15 protein-coding genes and 1 riboswitch are annotated in these 21,092 nt (G+C 56.8%); of the genes, 10 read left to right on the top strand and 5 right to left on the bottom strand.

Annotated features, from left to right (window positions below; translation table 11 throughout):
- Nucleotides 1–8 precede the first annotated feature (8 nt).
- Nucleotides 9–944, bottom strand: coding sequence for a LysR family transcriptional regulator (locus tag ACIOWL_RS07845; RefSeq protein ID WP_400383340.1), 936 nt, complete (start codon nt 942–944; stop codon nt 9–11).
- Nucleotides 945–1,047: 103 nt separating this feature from the next.
- Here ACIOWL_RS07845 and ACIOWL_RS07840 point away from each other — a divergent pair, with 103 nt between their 5' ends.
- From ACIOWL_RS07840 to ACIOWL_RS07830, 3 genes are all read left to right on the top strand, one after another.
- Nucleotides 1,048–2,325, top strand: coding sequence for a glucarate dehydratase family protein (locus ACIOWL_RS07840; protein ID WP_400383339.1), 1,278 nt, complete (start codon nt 1,048–1,050; stop codon nt 2,323–2,325).
- Nucleotides 2,319–3,290: a 2-hydroxyacid dehydrogenase gene (locus tag ACIOWL_RS07835; protein ID WP_400383337.1), complete on the top strand. Its 972-nt coding sequence runs from the start codon at nt 2,319–2,321 to the stop codon at nt 3,288–3,290. The genes ACIOWL_RS07840 and ACIOWL_RS07835 overlap by 7 nt, the downstream gene beginning before the upstream one ends.
- Nucleotides 3,291–3,472: 182 nt before the next feature.
- Nucleotides 3,473–3,916 carry a MarR family winged helix-turn-helix transcriptional regulator gene (locus ACIOWL_RS07830; RefSeq protein ID WP_400383335.1) on the top strand — a complete coding sequence of 148 codons (444 nt, stop codon included), beginning with the start codon at nt 3,473–3,475 and terminating at the stop codon, nt 3,914–3,916.
- A gap of 86 nt (nt 3,917–4,002) precedes the next feature.
- Here the strand turns inward: ACIOWL_RS07830 and ACIOWL_RS07825 are convergent, their stop codons facing one another.
- On the bottom strand, nt 4,003–7,230 hold the full coding sequence (locus ACIOWL_RS07825) for an SNF2-related protein (protein ID WP_400383333.1): 3,228 nt from the start codon (nt 7,228–7,230) through the stop codon (nt 4,003–4,005).
- A gap of 149 nt (nt 7,231–7,379) precedes the next feature.
- A riboswitch (SAM riboswitch) is annotated at nt 7,380–7,501 on the top strand.
- Nucleotides 7,502–7,532: 31 nt separating this feature from the next.
- On the opposite strand from ACIOWL_RS07825, the gene ACIOWL_RS07820 reads away from it, so the two are divergent.
- The gene (locus ACIOWL_RS07820; protein ID WP_400383331.1) at nt 7,533–8,084 is read left to right on the top strand and encodes an OsmC family protein; all 552 of its coding nucleotides are present in this window, start codon (nt 7,533–7,535) and stop codon (nt 8,082–8,084) included.
- A 132-nt stretch (nt 8,085–8,216) separates the two neighbouring features.
- Here the strand turns inward: ACIOWL_RS07820 and ACIOWL_RS07815 are convergent, their stop codons facing one another.
- Genes ACIOWL_RS07815 through ACIOWL_RS07805 form a run of 3 tightly spaced genes read right to left on the bottom strand, consistent with a single transcriptional unit; the run spans nt 8,217 to nt 10,157 of the window.
- Nucleotides 8,217–8,993, bottom strand: coding sequence for a TM2 domain-containing protein (locus ACIOWL_RS07815; protein ID WP_400383329.1), 777 nt, complete (start codon nt 8,991–8,993; stop codon nt 8,217–8,219).
- A gap of 52 nt (nt 8,994–9,045) precedes the next feature.
- Entirely contained in the window at nt 9,046–9,681 is a 636-nt protein-coding gene (locus ACIOWL_RS07810) for a hypothetical protein (protein ID WP_400383328.1), read from the bottom strand.
- Entirely contained in the window at nt 9,681–10,157 is a 477-nt protein-coding gene (locus tag ACIOWL_RS07805) for a hypothetical protein (protein WP_400383326.1), read from the bottom strand. The genes ACIOWL_RS07810 and ACIOWL_RS07805 overlap by 1 nt, the downstream gene beginning before the upstream one ends.
- 224 nt (nt 10,158–10,381) lie before the next feature.
- On the opposite strand from ACIOWL_RS07805, the gene ACIOWL_RS07800 reads away from it, so the two are divergent.
- The 6 genes from ACIOWL_RS07800 (at nt 10,382) to ACIOWL_RS07775 (ending at nt 20,798) form a co-directional block, all read left to right on the top strand.
- Nucleotides 10,382–12,418, top strand: a complete 2,037-nt coding sequence (locus ACIOWL_RS07800) for a hypothetical protein (RefSeq protein WP_400383324.1) — start codon at nt 10,382–10,384, stop codon at nt 12,416–12,418.
- A 44-nt stretch (nt 12,419–12,462) separates the two neighbouring features.
- Nucleotides 12,463–14,034: a type I restriction-modification system subunit M gene (locus ACIOWL_RS07795; RefSeq protein WP_400383322.1), complete on the top strand. Its 1,572-nt coding sequence runs from the start codon at nt 12,463–12,465 to the stop codon at nt 14,032–14,034.
- Nucleotides 14,035–14,138: 104 nt separating this feature from the next.
- Nucleotides 14,139–15,197: a restriction endonuclease subunit S gene (locus ACIOWL_RS07790; RefSeq protein WP_400383320.1), complete on the top strand. Its 1,059-nt coding sequence runs from the start codon at nt 14,139–14,141 to the stop codon at nt 15,195–15,197.
- A gap of 73 nt (nt 15,198–15,270) precedes the next feature.
- Nucleotides 15,271–16,338: a YhcG family protein gene (locus ACIOWL_RS07785; RefSeq protein WP_400383318.1), complete on the top strand. Its 1,068-nt coding sequence runs from the start codon at nt 15,271–15,273 to the stop codon at nt 16,336–16,338.
- A gap of 70 nt (nt 16,339–16,408) precedes the next feature.
- Nucleotides 16,409–19,606 (top strand): type I restriction endonuclease subunit R, encoded by a 3,198-nt coding sequence (locus tag ACIOWL_RS07780; protein WP_400383316.1) that lies wholly within the window; start codon nt 16,409–16,411, stop codon nt 19,604–19,606.
- 40 nt (nt 19,607–19,646) lie between these two features.
- A complete protein-coding gene (locus ACIOWL_RS07775; protein ID WP_400383314.1) occupies nt 19,647–20,798 on the top strand; it encodes a hypothetical protein in 1,152 nt (383 codons plus the stop codon).
- Nucleotides 20,799–21,092 lie beyond the last annotated feature (294 nt).

The raw sequence follows: 21,092 nt of genomic DNA, 5'->3' as shown, positions 1-21,092 counted from the left end.
ACATGTTTTTAGCCCCGGTTGTCCTTGATGGCCGGACCTTCAACGGTCTGGATGGATTCCAAAAAGATTTCCTTCAAACGCCGTGCCGCCGGGTTCGCGTTGGTCTCCTCCATGGCGAGGACGATGTCCGACTGATTCATATCCTGAAGCCCCGAGGGACCCACCAACTCTTCAAAGGCCACTGAGTCAGGTGAGTATTCCATGGAACCTGCTGGCACCAAGGAAACACCCAATCCCACGGCTACCAGGGATATGAGGGCCGGGATCTGGCTGGCAATCTGCGTGATGGTCGGCTTGGCTCCTACCGAATCAAAAAGACGCAACACCAGTTCGTGGAAATAGCGCCCTTCCAAGGTTGAGTACATCATCAATGGAAGACCCACCAGTTCTTTGATCAGCACCCCTTTGCCGGTGACCAGATAGTGATCCTTGGGCAGGGCTACCACCAGTCGATCCTTTTTCACCAACGTGGTTTCCACCCCGGCACGGTTGGTGAACGGCCGCAACAGACCCAAATCAAGGGTGCCTTTGCTCAGCCCGTCCAGCTGTTCCACGGAAACCGCCTCGCGAAGCACCAGAGACACCCCGGGCAGCTCTTTGGCTGCCGTGGCCAGGAACTCTGGCAGCACGGCCTGGCCTGCCACCGCGGTGTAGCCGACTACCACTGTTCCAAAGTCGCCGGTGGCCACTCGGGAGACTTCCATGCTGGTTTTGCGGCTCATGTCCACGATGCGCCGGGCGTTGGGCAGCAGCACCTTTCCCGCGGCGGTTAGCTGGACGGTCCGAGAGGTCCGGGTGAACAGTTTGGCCTGCAGTTCGCGTTCGAGTAGCTGGATTTGCCGGCTCAGCGGAGGTTGGGTCATGTTCAACCGTTCGGCGGCTGCACCAAAATGCAGCTCCTCCGCTACAGCGATGAAGGATTCCAATTGCACCAGTGAAAACATCAATGCGCCTTTTGAATTGATTCTTGCGTTTTTTAGCTTGGACAGGTATCGAACTTTCATCATACTGTGATTTGGAACGCAATCTAGAATTGGAGCTTTTTTCATGTCGACTCCCCGTGCCATCATCACCTCGGTTGAAGTCACTCCCGTAGCTTTTGCGGATCCTCCGCTGCTGAACTCAGTCGGTGTGCACGAACCCTATGCCCTGCGCGCCATTGTGGTGGTCCGCACCGATTCCGGACACTACGGGTTGGGTGAGACCTACGGGGACGAGGTGCATGTGGCCCGCCTGAAGCGTGCCGGCGAGTTCCTAGTGGGAACCGATATCTTCAACGTCAACAAGATCGCTGAACGAGTCTCCGCCTCGCTGGCCGAAGACAACGGGCAGGGCGGCCACGGAACCGGCGGCATGGTGACCACCACCTCCCTTGATGACCGTGTGCTCTCCGCCTTCGACGTGGCCGCCTTGGACATCCAGGGCAAGGTGCTCGGCGTCCCGGTCAGCACCCTGCTCGGTGGCGCGATCCGCGACGAGGTCGAATTCAGCGGTTATCTCTTCTACAAATGGGCCGGACACCCAGGCTTCGAGGACGACGAGTGGGGCGCGGCCCTGGACCCGGCCGGAATTGTTGCCCAGGCCCGCAAGATGGTGAACGAATATGGTTTCAAGGCCCTGAAGCTCAAGGGCGGGGTGTTCCCGCCGGATGAGGAAGCCGCAGCCATCGAGGCGCTGCGCGAAGCCTTCCCGGACATGCTGCTGCGTGTAGACCCCAACGGTGTCTGGACCGTGGAAACCGCCGTCCGCATTGGCAAACGACTGGAACCGGTGCTGCAGTACCTCGAAGACCCCTGCCTGTCCATTGAGGACAACGCCGCGGTACGCAAGCAGGTCAACCTGCCCCTGGCCACCAACATGTGCGTGGTGTCCTTCGGGGACCTGCCACCGGCCATCAAGGCCGAGGCAGTGGACGTGGTGCTCTCGGATCACCACTTCTGGGGCGGGCTGAACCGCTCACGCCTGCTGGCCGGAATCGCCGAGACCTTCAACCTGCGGTTGTCCATGCACTCGAACTCCCACCTCGGAATCAGTTTCGCGGCCATGATCCAGCTGGCCAGCGCCACCAAAAACATCGACTACGCATGCGACACCCACTGGCCATGGAAGCTTGAGCAGGATGACGTCATCCGCCCAGGCGTGCTCTCAATTGTTGATGGCAAGGTCAAGGTCCCGGCCAAGCCAGGGCTGGGTGTGGAACTGGATGAGGAGGCACTGGCCCGCATGCACCAGCAGTACCTCGATGCGGGACTCACCAAACGTGATGACACCACCTACATGAAGTCCATCAACCCGGACTACGAGCTGAAAGTCCCACGGTGGTAACCAGCCTGCGGGTTGTTGTCACCGACCCCATTGTTGAACGTCTGGCAGCGGACTTCCAAGCCCACGCCCCACTGCACGTTTGGCATTTCGCCTCCGCACTGCCAGCAGAGCAGCAACGTGCACTGCTGGCCTCCTGCGACGTGCTGGTGTGCTCGAAGCTTTCAGCACAGGACGCCGCCCTGTGCACCGCGAAATACGTGCACATCACCGGGATCGGGGCTGACCGCGTGGCGGTAGCTCAGCTGCCGGACGGCACCGTGGTTTCGCGCACCGGACACCACGAACGGTCAATTGCCGAACACGTGGTGATGGTCTCCATGGTGCACCAGCGCCGGCTGATGGAAACCACCAGCGAACTGCGCTCAGGGATCTGGCGGACGGTGGCAACCACACCGGACACACCAATGAACCCGACCTTCAGCACCCTCACCTTCGGGTTTGTGGGGCTCGGAGGCATTGGCGAGCAGACCCTTGCCCTGTGCTCGGCCTTGGGGGCCCGGAGCGTGGCGGTGCGCCGCACACCCGGCGGAAACCTGCCGGCGGGACTGGACTGGGTCAAGTCGATGGACTCGCTGCCAGAGCTGCTGGCCACCAGCGACGTGGTGGTGCTCGGAGTACCACTGACCAGCGAAACCACCGGCCTGATCGGCACCAACGAGCTTGCGGCCATGCGCCGACACGCACTGCTGGTGAATGTGGCCCGCGGACCGGTGATCGACCAGGAAGCGCTTTTCCACGCTCTGTCCACCGGGGTCATCGGAGGGGCGGCGCTAGATGTCTGGTGGGATGCGCCAACCGGAAGCACCGCGCCGGAGTCGGTGACCCGGTGGGCACAGCTGCCCAACGTCATCGCCACCCCGCACAACTCGGGGCATACCGTAGACACCTTCGGTTCGCGAGTGCGGGAGATTGCGCAGAACATCAACGCCTTCGCCGAAGGCAAGATGCTCAGCAACCAGCTCTAAAACCTTTGAGGGCAGCGGCCGCGGCCGCTGCCCTCAAAAGTTTAAACACCGCCACCCACCGCAGCACAGCTGATCAAAAGCGCAGCCCATTTGGACGTCATGAATCATGAGAAATGAATCATTTGTGGTTAAAGAACGTACCGAATCACAAACGATGCAATTTGCTCTTTAGAATGGTAGCTATGCAAGAAGAACAGCTGATGCAAATGGTTCAAGACGAATTCGCCGGTATCCTATTGCGCGCTCGTCAGATGTTGATTCGCCGTGCCAAGATGATCCACCCCGATCTGCAAGATCCCGGTTACCGAATCCTGGCGGTTGTCATCAAGGAAGCCCCTCAGCAGCAAGGCGCGCTCGCCGAACGACTGCGTCTGGACAAGGCCACCATCTCCCGGTTGATCAACCATTTGGAGTCCTTGAAGCTTGTCACCCGCTCCCCCGACCCACGTGACGGCCGGGCCCAGCTGGTCTCTGCAACACCTGCCGCACGCGAGAAGTGGTTCGCCAGCGGCAGCGTACTGAGCCAAGAGCTACGCCACCACCTGGGTGACTGGGACACCGACGAGCTTAAGAGCTTCAGGGATCAATTGCACCGGCTGAACCACAGCATGGACGAGATCCTCTAATTCACGTGTTTAACGCCGCAAGCCTTGGCTCCGGGTACAGGTAGTATCCCTCAAACCAAGGCTTGCACTGGCACAGTGCCGAAGTATCAATCCATGAGTGCGAGGAAGTCATCCGCGCTCAAGGCACCGGACTGCATCGGGGCAGTTTCCTCACCCAGCACGTCATTAAACAACTGGGTCTTTTTGGCCTGAAGCGCCAGTACCTTGGACTCGATCGTATCCTTGGCCACCAACCGGTACACGTACACCGGTTTGGTCTGCCCGATACGGTGCGCACGGTCAATGGCCTGGGCCTCGGCCGCAGGATTCCACCACGGATCAAGCAGGATGCAGTAGTCGGCCGTGGTCAGGTTGATCCCGAATCCGCCGGACTTCAGCGAGATGAAGAAGACCGGGAAGTCGCCTGCGGTGAACCCATCAATCATGTCTTTTCGTTTGGGTCCGCTGGTTGCACCGTCCAAGTAACCGTGCTCAATACCCAGTTCTTCGGCAATATCCTTGGCTTTACTCAGGAAGCTGGTGAACTGGCTGAAGACCAGAATCTTGTGTCCTTCGGCCACCGCGTCTTCCATGAGCTCACGCAGCATCTCCAGCTTGGCGCTCGGAGCGTTTCCTTCATCCACGAGGGAAGGATCCAATGCCAGCTGACGCAGCAGGGTCAGCGACTGGAGGATCTTGAAGCGGTTGGAATCCACGTCATCATCCACCAGACCCAAAATTTCCTGCCGGACCCGCTGGAAACGACGGTCATAAGCCTTGCGGTGCGCCGGGTCCAGCTCAACTTCCAACACCTGCTCGGTTTTGGCTGGAAGCTCCGGGACCACCTGTTCCTTGGTACGGCGCAGCAAAAATGGACGCAGGCGTTTTTTCAGGCGCTCCAGGCGTTCGGTATCCCCGTCAGAGATCTGCTTCTGATAGTTGTCTTTGAACGCCTTCTGTCCGCCAAGCAGTCCGGGCGCGGCCAAAGAGACCAGCGTCCACAACTCCATCAGGTTGTTTTCCATGGGTGTGCCGGTCACCACCAGCTTGCACGGGACCGACAGCTGGCGAGCCTGTTTGTAGCCCTTGGAGGTGTGGTTTTTCAGCTGCTGAGCCTCATCAAGGATCATGACCGTGAATCCGGCTTGCTCAAACTCTTCAAAAGACAAACGGAAGATGGTGTAGCTGGTGACCACCAGCTGCGCATCCTCGATCTGATCCAGAACGTTCTGGCCAGATTTTTTGGCCGTCGAGGTAATAGATTGAACCCGCATTTCAGGCGCGAAACGGTGAGCCTCATTCACCCAGTTACCCACCACGGAGGTTGGGGCGAGCACCAAAAACTTTTGATCCGGATTTTCGATTCGCGCCTGTTCCAGGGCAGCCAACAACTGCACGGTTTTACCCAAACCCATATCATCGGCAAGCACGCCGCCTAGGGAATGGGTGCGCAGGAAGTTGAGCCAGGAAAGTCCCTGCTCCTGGTACGGGCGCAGCTCGGCTTTAAACGACGAGGGAAGTTCGACCTTCTCCAGCTGTTCCCCGTTGGTCAGTCCTGCCACGGCTTCAAGCCACTGGTTTTCCTGGGCTTCGATAATTCCCAGATTCACCAGTTCCTGCCACCAGTCGATACTCAACTTGTGGATGCGGATGCTGTTGCCCGACACAGAGCCAAGTTCGCCGGCTTCATGAACCAGCTGGCGCAACTGGTGGAATTCCGGCCCGTCAATGGGAATCACGGTCATGTCTTCAAGAACCAAGTACTCGTCTCCCAGCGTGAGTGCCGAGAGAAGGTCAGCGAACGGGACCTTCAGCCCATTGATGGAGACCTCCACCGAGAGGTCAAACCAGTCGCCGGTGCTCTCCCCCGCCTCGATGCTCACCGTGGCTGGTTCTGAATTCAGGGTGTAGTTCGGTACCTCGTCATTTCCCAGCACGTGAATGTCTGGGTGCTCTTCCAGCAGCGGGAGCAGGTACATGATGAATTCGATGGCTTGGGACTTGGTGAGGTTTTGTTCTGGAAAGACCCCGCTCTTGGTCGGCCGGCCCAAAGGCTCATCCCCACCGAGCTTGTCCTGCACTGAAGTGATAATTTCGTGCTCGACCGACTTCTGGCGTGGAGCTTTAGAACCGTAGTACCAGGCGAACCGAAGGTTCATTCCGGACTCGGTGTCAATCATCTGCAACTGGAGTACCGGCCGCGGGACCTCAGGCACCTTGTAGCTATTATCGGCGCTCCGCACCGGCGCGACCTGGCGCAAAGAATCGAGGTACTCCGTTTCGAAGTCTTCAATGTCAGAGGTTGGAACCAGCATGGCTCCCATGCTGAGAAAGTCCCGAATTTCGTGTGCCACGGCGTCCTCGAGTGGAGCCATTGACAGGTCTTTAGCTTTTTCCAGTGGTTTGTCGGAGTACACCACCAGGGAGGGAGGGCTGCCCAAAGCAATCACGTGATCGGCCTCGCCGTGTGGCCCGCGGAAAACACTTTCAATCGTCAACCCGCTCTCGCCACGTCGCAGGTCGAGGAAGGCCGAGCCCTTGAGCTCGGACAAGGAAACCACGTTTCGGTTGTTGGAGTTTCCGTTGACAACCTGAACTCCTGATTCAAGGATCACCTCAAAGGCTTCACGCAGATCCTTGCCCGGCAGCCTATTCAGGCTGACCCACTCGGACGTGTCCCAGACGTGCCCGTACTGGTCGTGCTGTGCGCGTTCGCTGAGCATCACCAGTTCATTGACCGCGCGGCGCTGCGCCTTGGGGAACCGGTCATCAAACATCAGCCCACGCCATGACACCCCGGTTTGCACCCAGGGGCTGCGCGCCCCCTTGCGTGCCGGACGCGCGTTGAGGTGAAGGGTGGGCCGGCCGTAGCTGGTGCCGGCAGTCACCTTCAGGATCAGGCCGAGCGGTTGCTCTTCAATGTCTTCCTCGACGTCATTGTCCCTGGGTCCGGAGGGCAATATTCGTTTGAGTGTGCGGGCCCACTGGGGGGCGGGTTGAGCTTTCCAGGTGTTTTCCGGCTTCACCTCGCTAGAGACGGTAAAACCTCCACCGCTGATTTGTGTTGCCGCCACCAGCATTGCGGCGACGTGCTCACAGGAGTACTCCTCCGGGTGCTCTTCGCAACGGCTGCTGAAGCTGATGTTGGTTCCCTCGATAGACAGCTGCACTATCACCAAAGAGCCTGCGACCCAGCCGGAGATAAAAGAGAGTCCCGGAGTATTGCGTCGTTCGTTGATGGCAACCTGCCCCGCGTTGGCAAGCCGCCAACCTTCGGTAAATTCCGAATCGGTGACCAGGGTCTGTGCGGCAACGGGGGTCAGCTGATATTCCATACACACAACTTCACGGGTAGAGGTCCGCTCCATAACATCGCGGAAATTCACATCCATTCTATCGAGGGAACCGACAGTTCGCCGTGTGACGAATCGTGAAGTTGGCTATTTACCCAGCATGCCGAGAACCGGTAGAAAAGTAACTACTGAATCACGAGTTCCAATCGAATAAGCCCTGGCTGATTGGACGGCAACCCTCTTCGCGTCATTGTGCGGGGTGCTCCAGGTGATGATTCGACGGACCTGAAAGACAGGTTCGTAAGCGATGGCGCCCCTTGCGCCAGAAAGGGGATTTATTCCTCATGTCTAACGCAGCTTCCACTCTTTCCATAGCCGAAGATCGTTCCGCACGCCTGCAGCAGGCCGGTACCGGTTGGGGTGAACGAATCTCAGCAACCGCAGATAATGCCAAACTGACATTCACGGTGCAGGGTGAAGGTTTTGGTTCGGTGGCCAGCAACATCGTTGCCGGGAAGCACACCTTTACCGTGGATGAGCCAGCGGCTTTGGGTGGAGACGACGTTGCCGCCAGCCCTGTTGAATACGCGCTGGGCGCCTTGATCTCATGCCAAGTGGTTGTCTACCGCCTCTACGCCGAGCAGCTGAACATCCAGGTTGACGACGTGAAGATTGTAGCCGAGGGCCACCTTGATGTGCGCGGCCTCTTTGGCATCGATAAAACCGTGCGTCCGGGCTTCACCTCGGTTGATCTCGACGTGCAGATCACCGGCCCGGAGACGGCCGAGCGTTATGACGAACTGCGCCAGGCTGTTGACGCCCACTGCCCGGTCTTGGACTTGTTCGCCAACCCGGTTCCGGTCACCACCGCTGTCACTCTGACCCCGGCGAACTAAAGCTTTCAGCTTCTGCCTCACACCAGGCATCAATGCAATAAAAACCCGGGTGGGCTCTCTTCCCCATGATGAGAGCCCGCCCGGGCGCATTTCCGTGCTCACCGCCCCAACGGCGAGACACGAAACCTTTGGTTAGCGCTTCTCTTCGATGGTGATGCTCCACCCGTCGAAGTTCGCTGCAGTCACGTCAAGGAAATAGGTGCCTGCCGACTTGTGCAGCGCGGTTTCTTCTTCCACCGGCCCGTCAAGCATGACTTCTGGGAGTCCGCCGTCCTTCATCAGGTCGGTTCCCTCGGTCAAGAGGTAGATGGCTCCAATGGCCATGTCTTCGCCACCGGTGAAGCTGTAGGTCATCCGCGCCTCGGCACCGGTCAGTTCAAACACCTTGCTGGACTTGTCGGTTTTGCCGTCAAGGACAATCACTTCCTGCCACGAGGTTTCAGCCTTTTCTTCCTTGGCTGCTGGCTCCTCTTTGGCTTCGGCCGGCGCTGCCTTGCTTTCGGTTTCGCTACCGGTAGCTGGCAACTCAATGGCCGAGGACGACGACGCACCGTCAAAGCCTGCAGTACTCGCGTTGACCATACCGCCGATTCCGCCAATTACCACCAGCACAATGCTGATGATCCAGGCCACCACCTTGTGTTTGGCATAGCCTTCCAGCGGGCGGCGGAACTTGTCCGTCATGCCGCCACTGAGGATGATAATCAGGTCGATCAGGGCCCACAGGCCCAGACCGCCGAAGGTGAACAGTTTCAGCAGGCCGGTACCCACCTTGCCCAGGTAAAAGCGGTCAACGCCGAGGGCGCCCAAGAACAGGGACAGCAACCAGGTTGTCAAGAACGACTTGGGTGGCAGGTACGGAGCAGGGTGCTGAGCCATAGGCGCAGGCTGCATATTGTTGTAGCTCATGATGATTCCTTTGATTTGTGATGATCAATGACGGTATGCGCGCCACTGGGTGTTATTGCTTGACCCAGGTACCGCAGCGCACCGATTCGAAGTCTTGGCCCTTTGAGACAGTCACCGTGGGACGGCCGCCGCCGGGGATGCCGTTGTTGATGATGTCGTCCCCATTGGTCCCGGACTTGAGCACGGCCCAATAGCAGTTGCTGCCTACCGCTTCCTTGGCCCGGTAGGTCCCGGCCTTGATGTCGGTGCCCACCGTCCAGATGCCGTCGCTGACGGAGTTCGCTTCCTGCTCAGCTTCAACGGTGCCAACGGCCTTTTCACGGGCCAGCACCGCAGCTTCGGCTCCGTCAAGCTCTTCGTCGCGTTCATCCAGCGTGGCGGAACGGGAATCAAGGTCTTTGCCCTGTTGCTCCAGCTCGGCCTCTCGGTCCGCAAGACCTGATTTCAGCTCGGTGAGCTCCGCACTGAGCTCGTCACGTTCGGCGAATACTGCCGTGGTGGTGTCCGAGAGCGCCAGATATTCTTCGGATTCCTTGGGATCCGGGATATTCATCCCCCAGAAGACCCCGCCTCCCAAGGCTCCAATGACTAGGACCGAACCCAAGACAAGTCCCCAACGCTTTTTCTTGGTTTTCGGTTCTGCTGGCAGTTCTTCTGGCACCGGGTTCAGTGGCTTGAGCGTACTCATCAGTTTTTCGCCCCTTCAATCAGGATGTTGATTCCGCTGTCCGGGTGGTAAGACCAGCTGGCCTGCAATCCGTCCCAGGTATCTCTTTGGGTTCCGTCCAATGCGCGAGTCCGGCTCATCTTCTGCTGAGTAACCTCGGGGACTCCGAGCTCGTCTAGCATGCACAGGTAGGAAAAGTAGTTGCTGGTTCCAGAGTCAAAGGAGTCCTCGCCCTTGGTGTCCAGCTCAATCGCGGCGCCTCCGTCCATGACGGTGTAGCCTTCGGCATCCATGCTGCAGTTTTCCACGGCCTGGTCAATGACCTTCTGGCTCATGGCCGAGCTGCTCACTCCCCCGCCAGAGGCCGTGACCCCGATCAGCAAGCCTAGAACGGTGCCGGCTGCAAGACCTGCCGAAGCTGGAATGATCCACGACTTCTTGGGACGCTTGCTCAGCATTTCCGGCGGGACGTAAGGTCCCTGCAACTGCGGTTCCACTAGGGCCTCCTGGTGCGAGTGAGTGATGATGTGGACGAAAACGTACCTGCCAGGAGTCGAAATCCGAGGGGGGGTGTTTTCGTCGCGAAACCAGCATGCAACACGACTTCGACATTTTGATACTAACTTGCTGATAATGGGGGTTATCAGCTCATGCGGTTGTCATCTGAAGGCGTTTTATTAGGATTGAGTCATACCGTTCGCGCGTTCCAAAGGAGGCTGTCATGCAGGCACAGGATTTGCTGTCGCTGTCAGACATTGCGCGTCTCGCCCAGGTACAGCGACCGGTAGTCACCATGTGGCGTTCACGCAGTCGCGGGACCGAGACGCCCTTTCCCGAGCCGGCGCATACCACCGGCTCGCAAGACCTCTTCAGGTCAGAAGAGATTGTTTCCTGGTTGCAAGCTACCGGACGCGGCAACAACCCGGAGTTTGATGCAGACGCGGCGGCGTTCTCCAACATTGCACGAGATAACTTCCACCCGGTCACCGCGCTGCTGGTACTCCAGCAGCTCTGGGGCCGGCCATTCCAGGGCCTCAGCGCTGAAGACCTGCTCGATGCGGCCGATGAAATTGACCCGGATGATGAGTTCCTCTATTCGGAACTTGAAGCGACCACCGACCAGTTGGAGTTCCTAGCGGCTTACGTTGATAAGCTCATCGATGCCTCTTATGGGGCACTGCCAGCATTCGAATCACTCGTGACCGACCGATTCCGTGCCAACGAAATCTCGATAAGCCGCACCGCTATCTCTACCGAAGCCCGCCAGCTCGTCGCTCGCTGCGCACTTGAACTAGCGGGCAATGAATTGCTTTTCCATGAAGCCACTCATGGCGGCAGCGACCTGATCCATGAACTCTCACGGTCGCTAAATGAATCTACCGCGGCAATCATCCAGCAACCAGTTGTTTCCGAAATCTCAAGCCCAGCAGATCGGATGACCCTGCGCCGGCTCAAGATGCTTGCCACCGCGAACGATTCATTGAGCATCAGCAAGCCGTTCGGCGGAAACCAGCCGGTCGTGCACCTGGCGCAGTTCCCTTCTCCAGAAGTTTCCTCTACGGATCCCGAAGAGATATTACAAGGAATTGACGACCTTGTTTTGGAGCTTGGTCCAACTCAGGGAGCAGTCATCATTGCGCCGGCAGATGTGTTGATTGACACGATGTCCTCCAAGAAATTGACCAGCATTCGTGGCTCAATCCTTCGTATGGGACGAATTCGAGCCGCCGTTCGACTTCCCCAAGGCCATCTCCTCTATAGGCCGCGCACGGCCTTGGCGCTTTGGGTCATCGGTCCGACCGTAGAGGAAATCCCACTGGCGGAACGCCGCATCATGCTGGCAAACCTCAGCGATCTTGAGTTGGATGAAAATGTCATCTCGGATTTCGCCACAGATGTTGGCGCAAGCCTGATCGGTGATGAGGCGTTACGTACCCGTGCATTCAGGTTTGCCCAATGGGCTCGCACCAGCGTTGTCATTGCGTCCACTGGAAGCTTGATTCCAAGCAAAAAGACTACTCACCCCTCGCGAGTAACCGATTCTTCGGATCTAGCTAAACGGCAGGTTGAGCTGGAACTGGCCCTTGATCATTTGATTTCGGCGGCGTCACGACCACAGCTGAAGATTGAACTTCAGGCACGCAGTGTCAACGACCCGACTTCCCAGCACTTACGCTCGGCGACAACTCCTCTAGGAGACTTGGTGCACCAGGGCACCGTCCGCCTCATCTCGGGTACCCGTTTCACAAAACTTTCGTTAGGCGATGCCAAGCACGAAGGCATCAAAGTCTGGAACCCCACTGATCTGCTTCACGGACAGCCAACGGGCGCGCTTTCCTATTTTGACCTTACCCAGTCATACGAACATGCGCCCCTCACGAAACCCGGGGATGTAATCTTCACTGCCCACGGCAAGCCCAGCGCAATCGTGGACCATCAAGGATCACATGCCGTGAATTATCCGGTCAGGATCCTCAGAATTGATTCCGGCTCTGATTCAGGAATTGTTTCCGAGGTACTCGCGAAGGACATCAATAGTGCGTTCCATCCGCATTGGCGTCGGTGGGACGTTCGCCGGCTGCCTCAAAGCACAGTGGCAGCATTGGAAAGTTCACTGCGCACCATTGAGGAAGAACGACTTGCGGCGGTTCAGCGTATAGGCCAATTAGACGACATCACACACGCGTTGATCAGCGCTTTATTTTCCGGTGAAGCTGAGATAATTGATCCAAACATCAGTATGGAAGGAAGGCCCTAGTGGCACGAGCTAAAAAGGTGGCGGCTGAGGCAGCGCCTAGTACCATGAAGGAACTCAAAGATACTCTTTGGAAAGCCGCAGACAAACTCCGTGGTTCCATGGATGCGTCACAGTACAAGGATGTGATCCTTGGTCTGGTCTTCTTGAAGTATGTTTCTGATGCCTTCGCCGAGCGTCGCGAGCAGTTGGCCGCGGAATTGACAGAAGACGGAATGAGCGAAGATCAGATTGCCATGCTCATTGACGATGTTGATGAGTACACCGGCCGCGGTGTCTTCTGGGTTCCGGAGAACGCACGTTGGAATTACCTGGCTGAAAACGCCAAGGGGCTTCCCTCCATTGAGGGGGCAGCACCTAAGAACATTGGCGAGCTCATTGATGCCGCCATGGATGCAATCATGGGCGCCAATGCCACACTGGCAGGAACCCTGCCACGAATCTTTAACCGTGATTCGGTGGACCAGCGCCGTCTGGGTGAATTAATTGACCTGTTCAACACCGCCCGCTTTACCGGCCAGGGCTCCGGACGTGCCCGTGATCTTTTAGGCGAAGTCTATGAATACTTCCTGGAGAAGTTCGCACGCGCCGAGGGCAAACGAGGCGGAGAGTTCTACACGCCGGCGGGTGTAGTCCGTGTGCTCGTGGAAGTTCTGGAGCCAACCAGCGGCCGCGTCTACGACCCTGCCTGTGGTTCGGGTGGCATGTTTGTGCAGACCGAAAAGTTCCTGGATGCTCACCATGCGGATCGCACAGCGATTTCCGTTTACGGGCAGGAACTGAACGAGCGCACCTGGCGCATGGCCAAGATGAACTTGGCTATCCATGGTCTCAATGCGAACCTGGCTTCTCGTTGGGGCGACACTTTTGCCCGTGACCAGCACCCGGACATGCAAGCCGACTACATCATGGCCAACCCTCCCTTCAATATCAAAGACTGGTCACGCAACGAGTCCGACCCACGTTGGCGTTTCGGTGTCCCGCCGGCAAATAATGCCAACTACGCATGGATCCAACACATTATCTCCAAGCTGGCCCCCGGTGGAACCGCCGGTGTGGTCATGGCCAATGGTTCTATGTCGTCCAACTCGGGTGGTGAAGGCGAAATCCGCGCCCAGCTGGTGGAATCCGATCTGATTTCCTGCATGGTCGCCTTGCCCACCCAACTCTTCCGTTCTACAGCCATCCCCGTGTGTACATGGTTCTTCGCGAAGGACAAAACCACTGGCGAAAGGGGAAGCACCGACCGAATGGGTCAAGTACTCTTTATCGACGCACGTAACTTGGGCTACATGGTGGATCGCGCCGAACGTGCATTGAGCGACAAAGACATCGCCAAGATCGCAGAGACCTATCATGCATGGCGTGGCAGCGCGTCGGCCGCCGGAAAAGAATATGAGGATGAAGCAGGCTTTTGCTATTCGGCCACCTTGGCAGAAATCAAGGATGCCGACTACGCACTGACACCGGGCCGTTACGTTGGTACAGCCGAAATCGAAGACGACGGCCAACCGATCGAAGAGAAGATCGCACGACTTAAGAAAGATTTGTTTGAGCAGCTCGAGGAATCTGAGCGTCTTGCTGCTGTTGTGCGCGAGCAGTTACTGAGGTTGTCTTGATACACGGAACATTGACCGATATTTGTAGCTATGTAGTTGACTGCAAGAACCGAACTGCCCCCGAGGACCCAAATGGTACTCATTTTGCAGTGGGAACTCCGGCAATGCGTGGCAATATCATCAATCTAAATGAAGCCCGACGCATCAACGATGAGGTTTTCGCGGAATGGACAATTCGATTAGCGCCTGAACCTGGTGACCTTCTTTTTGCGAGAGAAGCACCCGTTGGTCCGGTCGTTGAGATTCCTAAAGGTTTAAGCATAGCGCCAGGACAACGCACAATGCTCCTCCGCGCGGATCCAACAAAAGCTGTCAGTCGATTTCTACGTTACTACCTGATTTCTCCCGCTACTCAAGCTCGATTGCATGCGTTGGCCCATGGTTCAACAGTGCCACATTTACGGTTACCGGTTGTGCGGAACTTTGAAGTATCACTTCCTGAATTGCCAGCTCAAAAAGCAATTGCTGAAGTACTCGGGGCACTGGATGACAAAATCGCTGTGAACGACAGAATTGCCAGCACGGCAGAAACACTCGCGCGAACACTGCTCGCGAACCTTCGACCATCAGTTCCGCTGTCGGATATCGTGACTCACGCACGAAATTCGCTGATGCCTGCTAAGCTCGGCACACCAACAATCGCGCATTTCAGTTTGCCAGCATTCGATTCTGACCAACTTCCTGAGTTTTGCCATCCGGACACCATCAAGAGCAACAAATTTCATGTCAAAAATCCCTCAGTCCTAATTTCTAAGTTGAATCCAAGGTTCCCCCGAGTTTGGGATCTCAGTAGTCTTCCGGACGAGCCTGCAGTCACTTCGACTGAGTTCCTGGTGCTGGAACCTCGTCACTCATCAACCTCAGTGCTGTGGGCGATTCTTCGGCAGGAGACCTTCGCAAGAGCTCTTGAGAGCAAGGTGTCTGGCACCTCTGGGAGCCATCAACGCGTAAAGCCATCAGATCTGCTTGCAACTGAAGTTATTGACCCGCGTTCAATAGGCAAAGACGTTCAACTCGCCATTTCATCCCTTTCCGAGACAGCAGTGAATTCCCGGAGTGAAAACAGTGATCTGGCCAAAACACGCGATGTTCTCCTGCCCCAACTAATGTCAGGCAGGCTGCAAGTCAAGGATGCCGAAGTAATCGTTGAATCTGCAATGTAACTGGCAACCGGTTCGTCACCTGAACCGGATGAGTTCTAGTTAGGGGTAGTTTCACAAAGGAAAGGCTAGTGTCATGAATTCGCAAGACGAAACATCTAATTCCGATGAAGTTGTGCGGTTTGCCAGCACACCACCTCCCGCTAGCCTTCCATCATGGTACCCAACACTTTTAGATTCGATCAGCGAGCGAGTTTCTCAGGGTCAACTGCGTGCCCGACTAGCTGTCAACCAAGAATTAATCACTACCTATTGGAACGTCGGCCACGACATTCTGGCTAGACAGTCGGAACAGGGATGGGGCGCCAAAGTCATTGACCGCCTCTCTGCCGACCTTCGCGACCGTTCTCCGGACATCGAGGGATTCTCTCCGCGAAACCTGAAGTACATGCGCTCATTTGCTGAAACGTGGTTCTCGGAAGCAATTGTGCAACAGCCTGTTGCACAATTGCCTTGGGGACATAACCTGATTCTGCTGGATAAACTTGACGACGAATCCACTCGCCTTTGGTACGCGCGCATGGCACTTTCCGAAGGATGGTCTCGCAACCATCTAGTACGCCAGATCGAGACACGGCTGCATGAACGCTCAGGCCAAGCAACCTCAAACTTCAGCACAACCGTGCCTGCATCAGCTTCGGCCATTGTTCAAGCCGCGACAAAGGATCCATATGTCTTCGATTTCTTGGAGATAACCGAATCCCACAATGAACGGGCGCTAGAAGGCCAGTTCTTGCAACACGTAGAGCGTTTTTTGTTGGAGCTTGGACGCGGATTCGCGTTCGTCGGCCGACGACTTCGGTTGGATGTGGCTGGAGACGAGTATTTCCCAGATCTGATCTTCTACAATTTCATCCTTCGCCGCTTCGTGGTGGTCGAGTTGAAGGTAACCAAATTTGATCCCGGTCATCTCGGGCAGCTTGGCATGTATATGAGCGCCGTTGATGATCTGTTATCCCAGCCCGAAGATGAGCCAACCGTCGGGTTGTTACTGTGCAAAACCAAGAATTCGGTTGTCGCCGAGTGGGCTAGCGAAATCAAGGATTCTCTTCCCGAAGAAGTTTCCTGCATCCTCCCCAGTATTGATGAGCTGGAAGCGGAACTTGCAGGTGCTGATGTCACAACAGACGACCGGGCAAGATGAAAACCATAAAACACGAAACTAACCACGAAACTCCGTTGAATCATCGCTTCGAAACTAAGGATTTAGCTCAATGACATTGCAAACCGGCTTCTCCGAAGCGGACCTAGAGGGACTCGTTCTCGACTGGCTTGGTGATGGGTGGAAACCCACCCACGGCCAGGAGATCGCGCCGGGCTCCGGCGAGCGCGAGTCTTGGGACGAACTACTGATTCGTCCACGTTTGCTTGCAGCGTTGCGCCGCTTGAATCCAGGTGTCCCAGAGCAATATCTGCAGCAAGCTTATTCGGAGATTGTGGCTCCTGCATCGCAGGATGCGCTCACGGAGAACCACCGCATTCACAAGATGTTTGTGGACGGTTACCGCCTGTCCTATCTGGAGCCGGACGGAACCGAACAGAATCCCACCCTGCGTCTGCTGAGTACCGAGGAAGCTGATAATGATTGGCTGGCCGTCAGTCAGGTTACCTTAGTGCAGGGTGACTACAATCGCCGCTTCGATGTTGTTTTGTACTGCAACGGCATGCCGGTGAGCATCATGGAACTCAAACGTGCAGGGTCAAAGAGTGCTGATGTTGCCGCCGCGCATGCCCAGCTTCAGACTTATCTGCGTGAATTCCCGCTGGCGTTCCGTTTTTGTGTTTTCACGTTTGCCTCGGACGGGTTGGATGCCAAGTACGGAACCCCGTTTACCCCGCTAAACCATTTCTCCCCGTGGAATGTCAATGATGACGGTATCCCAGTGCCTTCAGACATGATCATTGATGGTGAAGCGGTCTTGTCCATTGAGACGGCTATTGCGGGGTTGTATAACCCAACCCGTTTCCTTCAGCTGCTGCGCTCCTTTACCGCGTTTGATGCCGGGGCCGAAGGGCTGCTCAAACGCATTGCCAAACCGCACCAGTATTTCGCCGTCACCAAGGCGGTCGGGTCCACCATTGATGCGGTACGCACCAATGGCAAGGCCGGCGTGGTTTGGCATACTCAGGGCTCGGGTAAGTCAATGGAAATGGAGCTCTATACCGCGTCTGTGATGCGCCACCCCGCGTTGAAGAACCCGACGGTTGTGGTCATTACTGACCGCAATGAACTCGATGGCCAGCTTTATGCAGGCTTTGCCCGCTCTCAGCTGTTGCCTGATACACCCCAGCAGATCCGTCGCCGTACTCAACTGCGTTCCGAACTCTCCGGTCGGGTCACCGGCGGTATCTACTTCACCACGCTGCAAAAATTCGGTCGTACCAAGGATGAGAAGGACGCCGGCACCGATCATCCGCTGCTCAGCGACCGGAAGAACATCATTGTCATCGTCGACGAGGCGCACCGCAGCCACTACGACGACCTGGACGGATACGCCAGGCACCTGCGTGATGCACTGCCCAATGCCACCCTGATTGCGTTCACCGGTACCCCGATTTCCTTCGAGGACCGCAATACCCAGGATGTCTTTGGCGATTACATCGACGTGTATGACCTTTCCCGCGCCGTGGAGGACGGCGCCACCGTGCCGGTGTACTTCGAACCGCGTCTGATAAAGGTGAAACTCACCGACGGCATGACCCAGGACGACGTAGACAACGCCGCGGATGAAGCCACCGTGGGTCTGGATGACACCGAACGTGCCCGTATTGAACAATCAGTTGCGGTGCTCAATGCCGTGTACGGGGCACCCGAACGCCTTGCCGAACTGGCCCAGGACCTCGTGACGCATTGGGAGCAGCGCAGGAACACCGTCGCACCATTTATTGCAGATACTGACGGTATCCCCACCTTCGGCAAGGCAATGATCGTCGGGGCCACCCGGGAGATCTGTGCCAACCTCTACGCTGCCATCACCGAGCTTCGCCCGGAATGGCATTCAGATGAATTGGACAAGGGCAAGATCAAGGTGGTGTACTCGGGCAACGCCTCGGATGTCCCACCGGTCTCAGATCATGTGCGCCGGGATTCGGCGAACAATGTCATCAAGGAACGCCTCAAGGATCCCGAAGACGAACTGGAATTGGTGATCGTCAAGGACATGATGCTCACCGGATTCGACGCACCTCCCCTCCATACCCTGTACCTGGACCGTCCGCTCAAGGGCGCCCTGCTGATGCAGACCCTTGCCCGGGTGAACCGTACCTTCCGCGGAAAGACCGACGGACTGTTGGTTGCCTACGCTCCGCTGGCTGAAAACCTCGCCAGCGCTCTGGCCGAATACACTGCAGATGACCGCAAGAACAAACCTGTCGGTAAAAACATCGATGACGCAGTGGCGTTGGCCGTCGAGTTGGTGAATCAGCTGCGCACACAATTGGCTGGCCACGACTGGCGAGCCGTGATGGGCAAACCCGGCCCCAAATCTTACCTCAACGCCGTGACCGGTGCGGTGAACTACCTGCGTAATCCTGCCACGGAAGGCAACGCCGGCGGTGAAGAAGGAGCACTGCCCTTGGCCGTACAGTTCCGGGCAACGGCCGGACAGCTGGCACGCGCTTGGGCCCTCTGCACAGGCTCTGGAAAGCTGGAGGAACTGCGCCCGGAGATCCAGGTCTATGAAGAGATCCGAGTATGGATGGCCAAATTTGAAGCCCAGGACCGCCAAGCACGCGGTTTACCTGTTCCCGAGGATATCCAACGCCAACTGGCTCAGCTTATTGCCACAGCCACCGACTCCACCGGCCAGGTCTTGGACATTTATGAAGCCGCCGGCATGCCCAAGCCGTCGCTTGATGACCTCACCCCGGAGTTCATTGCCAAAACTCAAAAGGCACGCAATCCGCAGTTGGCCATTGAAGCACTACGCAAGCTGGTTGCGTCGGAATCGGCCAAGGCAACCCGGAATAACATCATCCGTCAGCGAGCGTTCTCGGATCGCATCACCGAGCTGATGAACAAGTACACCAATCAGCAAATCACCTCAGCCGAGGTCATAGCCTTGCTGGTGGAGTACGCGAAGGAAGCCACCGAGGAAAACAACCGCGGGCAAAAGTTTGATCCACCCATGAATCAGGATGAAATGGCCTTCTATGATGCGGTGGCGTTGAACGAGGCGGCGGTCCGGGAGCAAGGCCCGGACATGTTGGCTGAAATTGCACGCCAGCTGGTGAAGATCATGCGTAGAGATGTTCGCACCGACTGGACTGTTCGAGAAGACGTACGTGCCAAGCTGCGCTCCTCGGTGAAAAGACTGCTGATCCGCAACGGCTATCCACCAGACAAGCAGCCTGAAGCCATTAAGCTCGTAATTGAGCAGATGGAATCCATGGCTCAACGACAGGTCGCCTGATAATTTTCACACCGTATTACCAACTGGAGGACTCATGTACATGCCAGAGCGGTTTCAACAGAATTTCCACCCGGAATACAGTCGACTCGATCACGAATCGTTGCTCAAAACTCTTCTTGAACTAGATCCTGCATACTCCGCATCGAGTATGCGGGAACGGACCCGTCCACAGCTCATCAGTTTGATCCAAGAAGCCGAACGCTTCGCAAACCTGGAGCCTAGCGATATGCCTCAGCCTGACTCATTCGTTCCGCTTCCGCGATTGGCTTTCCAAAACTATGAACTGCCCAAGACCTTGGAACCAGGGCAGGGGATGTATTACTGCTGGGAAGACAAGGATTCCGTGATCGATGCGGCAATTTCCCTGGCGAAGGGAGATGTCAGTACCCGGGAATGGAACCTAGGTGAAGACGTTCCCGAAGGCTCGTTGCTGCTCACCGTGTTGGGGACTACTCCCCCGTTGGTGACCGCATTGGAAACTGTGACCACTGTGACCGAGGAAAAGGTTTACGTAGAGCAGGTTGCCGTCTTCGCAGATCCGGTTTCCCTGTACGAGATTGAATCGTTGATCGACTCTGGTTTGCCTCGTTCGTCAAAACCGCTGAGCATCCAGATTGGCAAGCGTGTTTTGAAGGCACTGGCGAAAATGCTCAAGAACCCCACGCCAGTGGTGATCAGCGCCGGACAGTGCCAGGACGGGGCCGACCCATACGATAATGATGCCGTGCACGTACTGGCACTGCTTCAGCGCGATTATGACGACATTCCGTTATGTGATGGGTGCGGACGTGACGTCGATTCCGAGACAGCAGTTCATTTCTTCCGACCCAATGGTGAGAATCTGAGCTGGGAAATCCAAGACCACGTTGAAGATGCAGGACTGCTTTGCGTCGATTGCCATACGGTGGTTCACGGGCCAACCAAAGCTCGACTTCGAAAGCTTGTTGGCGCAGGGCCGTCATGCCCTGAATGCGGCCATGGAAATCCGCGCGAGGCTCTGTGGGGTGAACCTTCAATAATTCCTAACGACAAGTACGCGGTGATGGGGTGTGTTCTACCACCGGAGCCTCTGGCCGAATGGGTTTGCCGCAACTGCGACACCCCGTATGCAGTTGTTGCTCACCCAGAAAATCTGTATTTCGGCGGGCTCCGCCAATCCATGAGCGATACCCATGAGCCAGAAACAACCTGATGGCATCTAATGAGGTCCCCCAAGAATAAACGTGTGATTGCGCGCCTGCGGTAATCGGCCGGCATCATTCGATTCTCTGCACACTGAGCTGCCACAACGAAGAGAGCCAAGACCTGTCGGTGTATACGCTAACGCCGGCATGAAGTCGGTAGTTCATACTGTCTTCATGCCGGCGTAGTCCGTGTCATCTGCCAAGTTCTCACCGTTTGCTCGTCAATTCAACGTCGCAAGTCCAGCATCCGCATTGGGCCTTCAGCCGGTTTTCCCAAGATCTCCCGCTGCTGATCATCACGT

It is taken from the genome of Glutamicibacter sp. NPDC087344 (assembly GCF_044744225.1).
Classification (GTDB): Bacteria; Actinomycetota; Actinomycetes; order Actinomycetales; family Micrococcaceae; genus Glutamicibacter.
This window is presented reverse-complemented; position numbering and strand designations above follow the sequence as displayed.